The organism is Chlamydiota bacterium (assembly GCA_012729785.1).
Lineage (GTDB): Bacteria > Auribacterota > Tritonobacteria > UBA1439 > UBA1439 > UBA1439.
In genome coordinates this window covers 36,489-49,291 of sequence record JAAYCL010000035.1, presented here as the reverse complement: position 1 = coordinate 49,291, position 12,803 = coordinate 36,489, and the positions used below count along the sequence as shown (strand labels likewise).

General features: G+C 69.9%; 11 protein-coding genes. 4 read left to right on the top strand and 7 right to left on the bottom strand.

Translation table 11 applies throughout. The annotated features are described in order from the left end of the window. Positions 1-15 precede the first annotated feature (15 nt). Positions 16-702 carry a (d)CMP kinase gene (locus GXY35_08115; GenBank protein ID NLW94539.1) on the bottom strand — a complete coding sequence of 229 codons (687 nt, stop codon included), beginning with the start codon at positions 700-702 and terminating at the stop codon, positions 16-18. A 625-nt stretch (positions 703-1,327) separates the two neighbouring features. Here GXY35_08115 and GXY35_08110 point away from each other — a divergent pair. From GXY35_08110 to GXY35_08095, 4 genes are all read left to right on the top strand, one after another. Next, positions 1,328-2,398, top strand: coding sequence for a sigma 54-interacting transcriptional regulator (locus GXY35_08110; protein NLW94538.1), 1,071 nt, complete (start codon positions 1,328-1,330; stop codon positions 2,396-2,398). A gap of 162 nt (positions 2,399-2,560) precedes the next feature. Continuing rightward, positions 2,561-3,208: a hypothetical protein gene (locus GXY35_08105; protein NLW94537.1), complete on the top strand. Its 648-nt coding sequence runs from the start codon at positions 2,561-2,563 to the stop codon at positions 3,206-3,208. Between the two features lie 125 nt (positions 3,209-3,333). Further along, positions 3,334-4,728 carry a DUF2157 domain-containing protein gene (locus GXY35_08100; GenBank protein ID NLW94536.1) on the top strand — a complete coding sequence of 465 codons (1,395 nt, stop codon included), beginning with the start codon at positions 3,334-3,336 and terminating at the stop codon, positions 4,726-4,728. After that, entirely contained in the window at positions 4,725-5,537 is an 813-nt protein-coding gene (locus GXY35_08095) for a GDYXXLXY domain-containing protein (GenBank protein NLW94535.1), read from the top strand. Before GXY35_08100 ends, GXY35_08095 begins: the two co-directional genes overlap by 4 nt. A 72-nt stretch (positions 5,538-5,609) precedes the next feature. Here GXY35_08095 and GXY35_08090 read toward each other — a convergent pair whose 3' ends face one another. The 6 genes from GXY35_08090 to GXY35_08065 all read right to left on the bottom strand — a co-directional run bounded on the left by GXY35_08090 (position 5,610) and on the right by GXY35_08065 (position 12,800). Continuing rightward, positions 5,610-7,832: a copper-translocating P-type ATPase gene (locus tag GXY35_08090; protein ID NLW94534.1), complete on the bottom strand. Its 2,223-nt coding sequence runs from the start codon at positions 7,830-7,832 to the stop codon at positions 5,610-5,612. Positions 7,833-7,911: 79 nt separating this feature from the next. Next, complete coding sequence (locus GXY35_08085) at positions 7,912-8,844, bottom strand: cation transporter (GenBank protein ID NLW94533.1); 933 nt, start codon at positions 8,842-8,844, stop codon at positions 7,912-7,914. Beyond that, on the bottom strand, positions 8,834-9,151 hold the full coding sequence (locus GXY35_08080; GenBank protein NLW94532.1) for a hypothetical protein: 318 nt from the start codon (positions 9,149-9,151) through the stop codon (positions 8,834-8,836). Before GXY35_08080 ends, GXY35_08085 begins: the two co-directional genes overlap by 11 nt. Before the next feature lie 43 nt (positions 9,152-9,194). Continuing rightward, positions 9,195-10,406 (bottom strand): FprA family A-type flavoprotein, encoded by a 1,212-nt coding sequence (locus tag GXY35_08075; GenBank protein ID NLW94531.1) that lies wholly within the window; start codon positions 10,404-10,406, stop codon positions 9,195-9,197. A gap of 112 nt (positions 10,407-10,518) precedes the next feature. Beyond that, a complete protein-coding gene (gene hcp, locus GXY35_08070; GenBank protein ID NLW94530.1) occupies positions 10,519-12,174 on the bottom strand; it encodes a hydroxylamine reductase in 1,656 nt (551 codons plus the stop codon). Between the two features lie 68 nt (positions 12,175-12,242). Beyond that, positions 12,243-12,800, bottom strand: coding sequence for a hypothetical protein (locus GXY35_08065; protein ID NLW94529.1), 558 nt, complete (start codon positions 12,798-12,800; stop codon positions 12,243-12,245). Between the last annotated feature and the right edge of the window lie 3 nt (positions 12,801-12,803).

Genomic DNA, 12,803 nt, shown 5'->3' with positions numbered 1-12,803 from the left:
GCGCCGCGGCGCCGTTCAGGCGCGGGCGCGATCCCGCGCCTTGTGCACGATCTCCTCGACCACCTGCTCCCGCGTCATCGCCGTCGTGTCCACCTCGACGCCGTCGTCGGCCTTCTTCAGGGGGCTGTCGGCGCGGGTCGAATCCTGGTGGTCGCGCGCCCTGACCTCCTCGATCACCTCGGCCATCACCGGCGTCTTGCCCTTGCCTTGGAGTTCGAGGAACCGCCTGCGCGCCCTCTCCTCGACGGATCCGGAGAGGAATATCTTCAGCTCCGCGTCCGGGAGGACGACGGTGCCGATGTCGCGCCCCTCCATCACCACGCCGCCCGCCGTCGCCATTGTGCGCTGCATCTCGACGAGGGCTCGGCGCACGCCGGGGATGGTTCCGATCCTCGACGCCCCGCCGCCGATCTCCGTCTCGCGGATGGCCCGCGACACATCCTCCCCGTCGAGGCGGACCACGCTCGTCTCGTCCTCCGCCCCGGCGGGTTCGAGCGCGACCGATGTCGAGCGGGCGAGCGCCGTCATCCCGTCCGCGTCGTCCCACGAAATCCCTTTTCGCTTCGCCTTCAGGGCGAGGGCGCGGTACATCGCTCCCGTGTCGATATAGGTGTACCCCATCGCGCGCGCCACGCGCTTGGCCACCGTGCTCTTCCCGGACCCCACCGGCCCGTCGATCGCGATCCTGATCCGCGTGTCCATCGTCTTGTTCCCTCCCGGGACGGAGCGGCATTGTAGCAGACGCGCCGGGCGGGGCACAAGACGCAGCACCGGGCGATCGTACCCTCCCGTCGATGCGTTTCCATGGACGGCGGGGGGCGGACGCCGCGCCGGCCGTCGTCGGAATACCGGCGGACGTCGCGCGGCATCGGTTCTTCCGCCGGATCCGGCCATTCGACGGGGAAGCCGTCGATTTGCCGGCCCGGGAGCCGCCCGGCCGCCGGTCCGGGAGTCCGCGCGCCCCTTCATCCGCCCCGCGGGTTGTCATTCAGAAATCCAGGGATGCCGTGCCGATACGGTGGACGTGACGGGACACATTGCCGGTGCCGACGCATGTCAAGATTTCGCCGTCAAGCTTTCGAGGCGTGGATTATGGCACTTTCCAGGTGTGCACTTTTCAACCTTAAATCCTTGAAAAGGTGTGCACTTTTGGATCTTAAATGACACTGCCAAGATTTCGCTTGACTTCCCGGCAGGCGGAGGTTATAAATATGCGGTTGTCGTGGGTGCGCCTGTAGCCACGGTGCCCTGTTTCGCTCGCCACGGCGACCCTCCCGAAGCATGGCGCGCGGCTCCATCAGGCGGCCCATCCTGCGAGGACGGCCCTGTGAAAGCCTCATCTCCGTTCCGCCAGGCGTTCCCCTCCGCCGGAAGGCGCGCGCGCACGCACCCCTCCAACGAGGCCCACTTCCTGAGCATCGCGGGCACCACGGGCGCGATGCGAGACCTTTTCCGTCTCGTGGAGAAGGCCGCGGCGGGGACCTCCGCCGTCCTCATCGAGGGCGAGACCGGCACCGGAAAGGAGCTGATCGCCCGGGCGATCCACTCCCACGGCCCGCGACGAGAGCGCGTCTTCATCGCGCAGAACTGCGCCGCGCTCCCGGAGCCGCTTCTCGAGAGCGAGCTATTCGGACACGTGCGCGGCGCGTTCACCGGCGCCCTGCGCAGCACGCGCGGCCTCCTCGCGATGGCGGACAGGGGCACCGTCTTCCTCGACGAGATCGTCGATTGCTCCCCCGCGGTGCAGGCAAAGCTCCTCCGCTTCCTCCAGGACGGCGCCGTCCGGCCGGTCGGCGGCACGCGCGAGCGCGCGCTGGACGTGCGGATCATCTCCGCAACCAACCGCCGCATCGAGGAGGAGGTCGCCGAGGGAAACTTCCGCAAGGACCTGTTCTACCGCCTGAACGTCATCCCGATACGGGTTCCGCCGCTCCGGGAGCGGCGCGGCGACATCCCGCGCCTCGCCTCGTTCTTCCTCTCGCGGTACGCGGACAGATCCGGGAAACGGATGGAGGGGTTCACCCGCGAGGCGATGGAACTGCTCGTCGCGTACGAGTACCCCGGCAACGTGCGGGAGCTCGAAAACGAGATCGCGCGAATCGTCGCGCTGCACCCGGGGGACGCCGCGGTGTCCGAGACGGACCTCTCGGAGAAGATCAGGCGGCAGCGCCGCGGCGGTTGGACGCCGCCGTCGGCTCCCGGGACATCCCTGAGGAGCAGGCTCCGGGCGCTGGAGCGGGACCTGATCGCGCGCGCCCTCGTGGAGTGCGGGGGCAATATCAGCCGCACCGCCTCCTCGCTCGGCCTGAGCCGATTCGGCCTCTACAAGAAGATGACCGCCCACAAGCTCGCCGCTCCCGCCGCCAAACGGAAACAGCGCCGGGGGGCTTCCCCGTAGACATGCCGGGAGGCGCAGCCCTCGGAGATCCCCCGGCACAAACCAACCCGCTCGGGGCCGACAGGGACGCCGTGCGCCGCAGGCCCCCGGGCGCCTTGGTCCCGGTCGCTTTATCGGGTTGACACCCCTCGCCGCGGTGCTATCCTCCGTGGGGGAGGAGCGATGCGGCGATCCCTGAACAGTCGCCTCTACACTATCCGCCTCTGCCTTCGGCACCCAGAGATCGCGCTCGCCCGCTGGCGCGGGCGCGGCCTCGAGCCGCTCGACGCGGTCTGCGTGGAGTGCGCGGGCCCCGGCGCGCCCCCCCCGATCCTCTCCCCCGAACTGTTCCGCCGCCTCGCCCGACTGACGTTTCCCTACGCCCGCCGGGTCTTCTTCGCGGGCCGCTCCGACCCGCTCCTCCACGCGGGGCTCAGGGGGATGCTCCTTTCCGCCCGCTCGTACGGCAAGGAGGTCTGCGTGGTGACGAACGGGCTTCTCCTCGACGAGGGGGCCGTCTGCGCCCTCGTCGCCGCGGGCACCGACCGCCTCGTCGTTCTCCCCGTCTCCGGCGAAACGCCTGAGGCGTCGCGCGTGTCGAAAAACCTCGACACGTTCGGCAAGGTGCTGAGGGGGCTGGGCGCCTCGCGCCCCGTTCTCGACCTCCCTCCGCCGGGGACGTGGCGCCTTCCCCCGCGCCGGATTTGGATCGACTGGGACGGGACGGTGCACGGCCCCGACAGGCCGGGCGCGGCGGCGCCGGCGGAGCCGCTGGGGGAACTGGCCGCGCTGACGCCCCGCGACTTCCTCTCCCCGCGCCCCGGCGTCTGAGAGACGCACCATTTCCCGCCCTCCCCCCCGTCACACCCTTCTCACCTTTCTCGCCTTTTCAAGTTTCCTTTGCCCCACGTGCGCCCGCGCGTATACTTGTACATACGGACTGCGCCGGAGGCGCCATGCACCGCGGACCATCGAACGCGTTCCTCTCGCGGCTGAAGGACGAACTCTCCGCCTGGAGCCGGGACGGCCTCCTCACCCCCGCACAGGCGCGCCGGATCGCCGATCGCTACGATCTCGACTCGATCGGCCGGGGCGTCTCCCCCTCCAAGCTCATCGCCGCGATATCCACCATCGGCGCCCTCCTCCTCGGCGCGGGCGTCATCCTTCTCATCGCCTCCAACTGGGGCCTCATCCCCCGTCCGACGAAGCTCGGCCTCGTCTTCCTGACGATCCTCACCGTGAACGCCATCGGCTACTCGCTGAAATACGACCGCAGCTTCCCGAGGCTCGGCGCGGCGCTCCTCTTCCTCGGCTCCCTCCTCTTCGGCGGCGGCATCTGGCTCGTGGCGCAGATCTACAACATCTCCTCGCGCGACCAGAACGGCCTCCTCTACTGGGCGCTCGGCATCCTCCCCGTCGCGTGGCTCCTCGGGATGGAGACGATCCTCACGCTCTCCTCCGCCCTCCTCTCGGCGTGGGCGGTCTGGAAGGCGTCCTATTTCGGCTACCCGAACTATCCGTACCTCGCGATGGCGGCGGCGCTCGTCTTTCCGTTCTGCTACAGGAAGAGATCGGCGGGCGCCCTGTTCGTCAGTCTCGTTGGGATCGCGGTCTGGCTCGGCGCCGGGCCGCTGGCCTGGTGCCTCCGGCAGCCGGAGATCGCGCACCGCTGGTGGTCTTCCGGCGATTCGACCCTCTTCCCCCTGATGGTCCTCCCCTACTTCGTCTTCGGCCTCCTCCTCTACGCGCTCGGCCTCCTGCACTCCCTCTCGCCGTCCGCTGCGCGGTTCGGAAGGGTATTCACGGCGCTGGGGAGCGTCGTTCTCTTCGTTGTGCTCTACACGATGAGCTTCAGATGGCCGGCGTCAGAACTCGCGAAGCTGATCGCGCGCCCGATCCCTCCCGCGTTCTGGCGGTGCCTCGCCGTCCTCTGCGCGCTGTACCTCGGCGCCTTCGCAACCGCCTTCACCGTCTCCCGGGTGCGTTTGAGGCCGCAGGGGCGCGCGCGCGACGGAGAACTCCTCTTCACCTTCATCCTCCTCGCGGCGGGGGGGATGCTCTCCCTCGGCCTCGACTCCTCCGTCTCCACCGGCCTCCTCTCCAACGCGATGATGCTCGCCCTCGCCGTCGCCCTCATCGCCTTCGGGTACGGGCGGCAGGAGCCGCATGCGGTGAACCTCGGCTTCGCCTTCTTCGCCCTTCAGTTCTTCACCCGCTACTGCGACTGGGGATGGAACTACCTCCCGCGCTCGGCGTTCTTCATCGCCACCGGCGCCGTCCTCCTCGCGGGGGCGTTTTCCATGGAACGACAACGCAAGAAGATCATCCATACGATCAGGGGAAAGGCATGAACCGGCGGCTGCTTTTCTGCGCATGCATCCTGGCCCAGATCGCCTTCCTCTGCCTGATGATCCGGTCGAACGCCCGCATCCTCTCGACCGGCACGAAGGTCCTCCTCGAGACCGCCCCGGTCGACCCGCACGACCTGTTCCGCGGCGAGTACGCCCGCCTCCGGTACAAGATCTCCTCCGTCGAGTTCCCCTCCGACCGCACCCCGGCGCAGGGGAGCATCGTCTACGTTGCGCTCGCGCCGAAGGGGAAGGTCTGGGAGGTCGATGGCGCGTCTGTGGAGAAACCGGCCGCCGTGTCTGCGGGGAGGGTGATCGTCCGGGGGACGGTCCAGGGAGTGCGCTCGGAGCGGATCACGGCGCTCAAGGAGTTCGCGGACGTGACGGAAGAGGGCTGGCTGGAGAAACATCCGGATGCAGTGCGGGATGCGGAGCGGATCGCGCACCGGGGGAGGGGCTGGAAGCCGGGGGACACGGTGTACGTGCCGTTCGTGAGGTTCGGGAAGGGGCCTTGGATGCCGCGTTTTTGGGGTATCGACAAGGATAAGAAGAAAGCGTTCGGGGGGAATCTCCGATGGAGAGGGAACGATGAGGAGCGCGTCCTCGTCTCCGCGACGATCGCCTCCGTCGAGCGGAAGAACGTCGCGGAGGTCGAGTACGGCATCGAGAGCTACTACGTCCCCGAGGGGAAGTCGCGGGAGCTCGAACGGCCCCGCGGCGGCGGCAGGGTCGCCGTCGAGGCCGCCGTGGACTCCTCCGGCAACGCCGCCATCAACCGTCTTTTCCTCGACGACGCGCCGATAGATTTCTAGCCCTTCGCGCACCAGGTCCCGTACAACCCATGGGGCCCGAAGGATTCCTTTCCGCTCCTCCCGCCCCGCCTGTCATCTTCTCCAGGCCCGCCGCATCGACAGCGAGTTCGACACCACGGAGACCGAGCTCGCCGCCATCGCCGCCGCGGCGAGCGCCGGGTGGAGCAGGATGCCCGCGGCCGGGTAGAGGACCCCCGCGGCGACCGGTATCGCCGCGAGGTTGTAGATCACCGCGGCGAAGAGGTTCTGCCGTATCTTCCGCATCGCGAGCCTCCCGAGGCCGAGCGCGGCGGCGACGTCGCGCGGATCGTCCCTCACCAGCACGATCCCCCCCGCCTCCCGCGCCACGTCGGTCCCCGAGCCGAGCGCGATCCCCAGCCCCGCCGCGGCGAGCGCGGGGGCGTCGTTGATCCCGTCCCCGACCATCGCGACCGTCCGGCCCGCGGCCCCGAGCCGCCGGATCTCCTCCGCCTTCTCCGCGGGCAGCAGCCCGGCGAGCACCCGGTCGATCCCGACCGCCCGCGCGACCGCGCGGGCGGTTCGCGCGTTGTCGCCGGTGATCATCGCGACGTCCTTCCCCGCCGCCCGGAGCGCCGCAACCGTTTCCGCGGCGCCTTCCTTCACCGTATCGGCGACGGCGATGACGCCCGCCGCGACGTTGTCCGCGGCGAGAAGCACCGCGGTCTTCCCCTCCGCCTCGCGCGCGGCGAGCGCCTCCTCCGCCGCCGACAGGTCGACCCCCCGCTCGCGGGCGAGCGCCGCGCTCCCGACGAGCAGGGCGGTCCCGCCATACGACGCCTCGACGCCCCGCCCCCCCCGCGAGACGAACGAGTCAGGATCCGGCGGTTCGATCCCCCGCCCGCGCGCCTCGGCGACGATCGCGCCGCCGAGCGGGTGCTCGGAGCGCTTCTCGGCGACGGCGGCGAGACGCAGGACCTCCTGCGCGCCGCGCCCGCCGAGCGGCGTTACATCGGTGACGACGGGCGCGCCGAGGGTGAGCGTGCCGGTCTTGTCGAAGACGACGGTGTCCACGCGGGCGGCGGTCTGGAGCGCGGCGGCGCTCTTGACCAGTATCCCGCGCGCGGCGGCCATCCCGACGCCCACGACGACCGCCGTCGGGGTGGCGAGACCGAGCGCGCAGGGGCAGGCGACCACGAGCACCGAGACGGCGACGGTCAGGGCGAACCCGAGCCCCCGCCCGGCGCCGATCCAGACCGCGAACGAGACGAGGGCGACGAGGAGGACCGCGGGGACGAAATACGCCGCGACAGAATCCGCCAGCTCCTGCACCGGCGCCCGCGACGCCTGCGCCTCGCGCACGAGCGCGACCACGTGCGCGAGGAAGGTGTCGCTCCCCGTCCTGGTCGCCTCGAAGGTGAACGAGCCCGGGCCGTTGATCGTGCCTCCCGTCACCTCGTCCCCCGGGCGCTTGGGGACCGGCATCGGCTCCCCCGTGACCATCGACTCGTCGATACACGACTCCCCGTCCTTTACCCGGCCGTCCACCGGCACCTTCTCCCCCGGCCTCACCACGACGACGTCGCCGGGGACGACCTCCTCCACCGGCACCGCCGTCTCGCCCCCCGCCGTGCGCACGACCGCGGTCCGGGACTCCCGGCCGACGAGGAGGCGGAGGGCCGACGAGGTTTTGCCCCTCGCCGCCGCCTCGAGCCAGCGGCCGAGGAGGATGAACGCGATGAGCATCCCGGCCGTCTCGTAGTAGAGGTGCCCGCCGCCGTGCGCCGGGCCCGACGCGGGATGGCGGAGGGATTCCGCGACGCTGAAGAGGAACGCCGCGCCGGCGCCGAGGGCGACGAGGGTGTCCATCGTGGCGCGGCCGGTGCGGAGGATCGCGAGGAGCCCCCGCCTGAAGAGCGGGAGACCCGCCCCGACGATCGGGACGCAGAAGATGAACTGGATGAGCGCGCCGTGCCGGGCGATCCACGGCGGGAGGCTGATCCCCGCCATCGGCGCCATCGAGACCCAGAGGAGCGGAACCGCGAACGCCGCCGAGACGAGGACGCGCGCGCGGAGGCCGGCCGTCTCCCGGAGGCGCTCCCGCTCCGCCGCCTCCTCCCCCCCGCCGTCTGCCCGCAGCACACCGAAGCCGGCCCCCTCGATCGCCCGCTCGAGGGCGCCGGGCTCCGCGGCGGCGGGATCGCAGTCGACGGTCACCTCGCGCGAGACGAGGTCCGCGCGCGCCGACGAGACCCCGGGGACGGCGAGGAGCGCCTCCTCGACCCTTCGCACGCAGGAGGCGCAGTGGAGCCCCGTGATCCGTATCCTGCGCCTCATCGCGCCCCCGTGCCCTCGCGCATCTTCGATCCCCCGGGATCGGGCGCCTCCCGGCCGGCCGCATCCCTCGTTCAGGGAATCAGTGCTCCATCTTGTGCCGGCACTCCCCGCACTCGATCTGGATCGTGTAATGGATGATGCCGAACTCCGACTTCAAGATTTTCCCCGCGGCGTCGAGGATGGCGGTCGACCTGCTGATCGGCATGTCGTCGATCTCGATGTGGCCGCTCATCGAGTGAAGCCCCGACGTGATCGTCCAGACGTGCACGTCGTGGACGCGCCGAACCCCCTCCACGCGGGAGAGCCGTTCGGCGATGGCGGGGATATCCACCCCCTCCGGCGTGGACTGGAGAAGAATCTCCACCGACTGCCGGATGAGCCGGTACGCCCAGGCGAGGATCAGGGCGCAGACCAGCACGCTCAGGAGCGGGTCTATCCAGTTCCAGCCCGTCAGGATGATGACCAGCGCCCCGCCGCTGACCACGACCGACGAGAAGAGGTCGCCGAGCATATGGACGAAGGCGCTTTGGACGTTGAGATCGTCGCGCGCCGATTCCCGGAGGATGAGCGTGGTCGCCACGTTGACCCCGAGGCCGACGACGGCCACCGCCAGCATCCAGCCCCCGGCCACCGGGACGGGGTCGATGAGCCGCTTCACCGCGAACCAGACGATGAAGCCGGTGATGACGAGGAGGGTCGCCCCGTTGAAGAGGGCGGCGAGGATCTCGACGCGGTACAGACCGAAGGTTCTCCGGTCCGTGGCCGGCCGCCGGGCGACGGCGACGGCGAAATAGCTGACGATCAGGGAGAAGCCGTGCGTGAGCATGTGCCCCGCGTCGCTGACGAGCGCGAGGCTCCCCGCGAGGATGCCGGCGACGCACTCCACCGCCATCGCCGCGAGCGTGATGGCGACACAGGCGCCGAGCCGGCGCTGCCCCTTCTCCCTCCCCCGGAGGAAATGCAGGTGCGCGTGACGGCCCTCGCGGGGCCGAATCGACGACTCATCCGTCATGGTCGGGATGCGCCGCTCCCTTCCCGCGGCAGCCGGGGCACTCCTTCACCGTTGTGCCGCACGCGGGGCAGACCGCGCAGGGGCCGTCCCCCGTCTTTCCGGTCCACCCCTTCTCGCATACAGGACAGAGGTACGTGACGTGCGTATGCGCCGGCACCCTCAGCCGCCGGAACCGGTGCATGACCACCTTCACCTTGCAGGCGGGACAGAGTCCCGGCGCCTTCCCACCGGTCCCCCCGGGCGCGGCGCACCCGAGAAGCGCCGAGAGGAGTACGAGGGCTCCCCGCCGAACCAGAAGGTTGTTCATGCCGATCCCTCCTCCGGTGCGCCCCTGTGCGGGAAGGGAACGCCTACGCCTTCCCCTCGCCTGCGGGGAGCGTCTCCGCGACGCGGCGCCCGAGCGCCGCGCATTCGGCAAGCGCCCCGTCATCGGGGACATAGCGGACGCTCACGCCATCGCCGACGAGCCCCACCTGCATCTCTTTCAGGAGGCCGTTCAGGATCTTCACCGACTCGCCGCTCCAGCCGTAGGAGCCGAACGCCGCGCCGACGAGCCCCTTGGGCTTCAGCCCCTTCAGATAGCAGAGGGCGTCCGCCACGGTCGGGAAGATGTCGTTGTTGAGCGTCGGCGAGCCGACGAGGAGGGCGCCCGCATCGAGCAGCTCGGTCGCCGCGTCGCTCCGGTGATTCGCCCCGAGCGGGAGGATCTTCACCTCCGCCCCGCCCGCGACGACCCCCTCGCCGATCAGACGGGCCATCCGGTGCGTGCTCCCCCACATCGTGTCGTAGATGATCACCGCCTTGCGCCTCGGCGTCCGCCTCGCCCACGCCGCATAGCGTTCGACGATCCCCGCGACGTTGCCCCGCCAGATCGGCCCGTGGTCGGGGGCGATGATCCGCGGGGAGATGCCGAGGGACGGCAGTTTTCCGAGGAGGGCCGCGACGAGCGGGGAGAACGGCATCAGGATGTTCGCGTAGTACTTCGCCGCCTCCCGCTCCAGCAGATCCGCGGGGAGCTCGTCGTCGAAACGCTCGCCGGAGGCCAGGTGCATCCCGAACGCGTCCTGCGAGAAGAGGAGGCGGTCGTTGGGCATCCAGGTGAACATGCTGTCCGGCCAGTGGAGCATCCGCGTCTCGTGGAAGGAGAGGTTCACCCCGCCGAGGTTCATCTGCTCGCCGTTCTTCACCGCGACGAGGCCGGGGCCGAGGCGGAAATGGTCCGCGAGCGCCTTCACCCCCATCGCGGAGGCGAAGACCGCGTCGGGCTTCACCGCGGCGATCGTCTCGGGCAGGCAGCCGGAGTGGTCCATCTCGGAATGGTTCGAGATGATATAGTCGATCCGCCCGGGGTGGACCACGGAGGCGATGCGGGCGAACATCTCGTCCCTGAACGGGGCCTTGACCGTGTCAATCAGGATGATCTTGTCGGCGACGATCAGGTAGGCGTTGTAGGTGGTGCCCCGGGTCGTGGCGTAGCCGTGGAAATTGCGCACCGCCCAATCCGTCGCCCCGACCCAGTACACCCGATCGGTCACCTGAACCGCGCTGAACGAGTCCGTCATGGCAAAGCCCTCCGCGCCGGCGCACACGCGCCCATTGTGCGGGCGGACGCGCGGCGCGTCAATGGCCAAACGCCGCCTTCCGTTGACGTATGTCCGCCCGGCGGATCGCCGGTTACCTGCCGCCCAGCGCCTCCGCCAGATCCTTTTCCGGATCGCCCGAGATCGGCCTGATGTCGAATCGCTCCACCAGCACCTTCAGGATCCCCGGGGAGACGAACGCCGGCAGCGACGGCCCCAGCCGCATTCCCCGGATGCCGAGATAGAGCAGCGACAGCAGGATCGCCACCGCCTTCTGCTCGTACCAGGAGAGGATGAAGGTGAGCGGCAAATCGTTCACCCCGCAGCTGAACGCCCCCGCGAGCGCCTGCGCGACCTTCACCGCCGAGTAGGCGTCGTTGCACTGCCCCATGTCGAGAAGGCGCGGCACCCCGCCGATGTCGCCGGCGTCAAGCGTGTGGAACCGGTACTTCCCGCACGCCAGTGTGAGGATGACGCAGTCCTTCGGCACGAGTTCCGCGAAACGGGTGTAGTAGTTCCGCCCGGGCTTGGCGCCGTCGCAGCCGCCGATGAGGAAGAAGCGCCTGATCGCCCCCGTCTTCACGGCGTTGACAACCGTCTCCGCGACGCCGAGCACCGCCTCGTGCCCGAAGCCGACCGTGACCGTCTTCCCCGGCCTCTCCTCGAACCCGCCGAGCTCCTTCGCCCGCGCGATCACCGCGGAGAAGTCCTTGGGGCGCCCGTGTGCCCGGTCGGGGATGTGGACGACGCCCGGCCACGCGACGAGCCCCGTGGTGAAGATCCGGTCGGCGTAGGAGGCGGCGGGCCGCTGGATGCAGTTGGTGGTCATCAGCACCGCGGCGGGCGCTGCCGCGAACTCCTTCTGCTGGTTCTGCCAGGCGGTCCCGTAGTTCCCGGCGAAGTGGGCGTGCCTCTTCAGCCGGGGGTAGCCGTGCGCCGGGAGCATCTCCCCGTGCGTGTAGACGTTGACGCCGGTCCCCTCCGTCTGCGCGAGCAGCTCCTCCAGGTCGAGAAGATCGTGCCCGCTCACGATGATCGCCGGCCCCTTCCTGGTGCCGAGGGAGACCGGCGTGGGGACGGGGACGCCGAACCGCGCGCGGTGCGCCTGCGAGAGGAGCTCCATCACGGCGATGTTGATTTTCCCGCACTCCAGCACGAGCCCGACGAGCTCGTCCGCGCCGGCCTTCCCCTCCGCCAGCGTCGCGAGCGCCTTGTGAAGAAAATCAAAGATTTCGTCGGAGTCGCTGCCGAGGATGTGCGCGTGGTCGGCGTACGCCGCGATCCCCTTGAGGCCGAAGAGGAGCAGGTGCTCGAGCGAGCGCAGATCTTCGTTTTCCGGGCGGTCAGACGAGAGACCGGCCTTCGCCGCCTGCGCGAGGAGCCTCTCACGGCTCTCCCCCGGCGTCCATTTCGCGGCCGCGGGGACCTCCCCGGGGATCCGCGCCCCCGCCTTCTCCGCGAGCGCGCGCGCGGATTCCTTCACCCGCGCCGCCTCCCGGATCAGCCCCTCGATCCTCTCGGGGTCGAAGTCCACGTTCGTGATGGTCGTGAAGAGCGCCCGGACGGTAAAGACGCCGATGGAGCGGTCGCGCGCCCCCTGTCCCGCCGCGAGGTGCGCGTACCAGCCGATCCCCCTCGCCGCCTGGATGAGCAGGTCCTGGAGCGCCGCCGTCTCCGGGTTCTTGCCGCAGACCCCCTGCACGGTGCACCCGGACCCTTTCGCCGTCTGTTCACACTGGTAGCAGAACATCCCCTGTGTCATCTCCCCCTCCTCGCGCACGCGGCATGCGCCGCCCGCTCCGTGTGTGTACGTGCCCCCTACCCTTTCAGGTATACGCTGTGCAGATGCCGCAGCACCCCGTGGAACCTCTCATGCGTCCCCGCCCCTATCCGCTCCTCCTCGATCCGTTCGAATCCGTCGAGAAGGGCCTTCTGCGTCTCCCCGGAGAGTTTCTCGTCGGCCATCGGGTAGAGGACCGTGTCCTCTTTCTCGATATGCGCGATAAGCAGGTCGCGATAGACGCGCGCCTCGGCGACGATCTTCGCCGGGGCCCGGTGGTCGCCGGCGCCGCAGCGGACGACGGCGTCCGCGAACGATCCGGCGATGCCGCGGCCGCGCTCGTGCTCCTCCCGCAGCGCGCGGATCAACCCCTCGACTTCCGGGATGCGCGCCTCCTGCATGGCGGGAAACAGCAGCTCCTCCTCCTTCGCGTGGTGGCACCGATCCACGAAGACCCTGAAGAACTCCGCCATCTGTCCGAGGTGCTCGTGCGGCACGGCGGTGCCCCCGTGCATCCTCTCGGCGGCCTTCTTGAGTATCCTCAGCATCAGCTTGACCCCCTGGTGCTCCTCCTTCAACCGCTCCGTCGGCTTCACGGC

Excerpts from the sequence above, each read along its gene's own strand:
- GXY35_08075 (NLW94531.1), bottom strand. The coding sequence starts at position 10,406 with ATGACGGACTCGTTCAGCGCGGTTCAGGTGACCGATCGGGTGTACTGG.
- GXY35_08090 (NLW94534.1), bottom strand. The coding sequence starts at position 7,832 with ATGAGGCGCAGGATACGGATCACGGGGCTCCACTGCGCCTCCTGCGTG.
- GXY35_08085 (NLW94533.1), bottom strand. The coding sequence starts at position 8,844 with ATGACGGATGAGTCGTCGATTCGGCCCCGCGAGGGCCGTCACGCGCAC.
- hcp (NLW94530.1), bottom strand. The coding sequence starts at position 12,174 with ATGTTCTGCTACCAGTGTGAACAGACGGCGAAAGGGTCCGGGTGCACC.
- GXY35_08095 (NLW94535.1), top strand. The coding sequence starts at position 4,725 with ATGAACCGGCGGCTGCTTTTCTGCGCATGCATCCTGGCCCAGATCGCC.
- GXY35_08080 (NLW94532.1), bottom strand. The coding sequence starts at position 9,151 with ATGAACAACCTTCTGGTTCGGCGGGGAGCCCTCGTACTCCTCTCGGCG.
- GXY35_08115 (NLW94539.1), bottom strand. The coding sequence starts at position 702 with ATGGACACGCGGATCAGGATCGCGATCGACGGGCCGGTGGGGTCCGGG.
- GXY35_08105 (NLW94537.1), top strand. The coding sequence starts at position 2,561 with ATGCGGCGATCCCTGAACAGTCGCCTCTACACTATCCGCCTCTGCCTT.
- GXY35_08100 (NLW94536.1), top strand. The coding sequence starts at position 3,334 with ATGCACCGCGGACCATCGAACGCGTTCCTCTCGCGGCTGAAGGACGAA.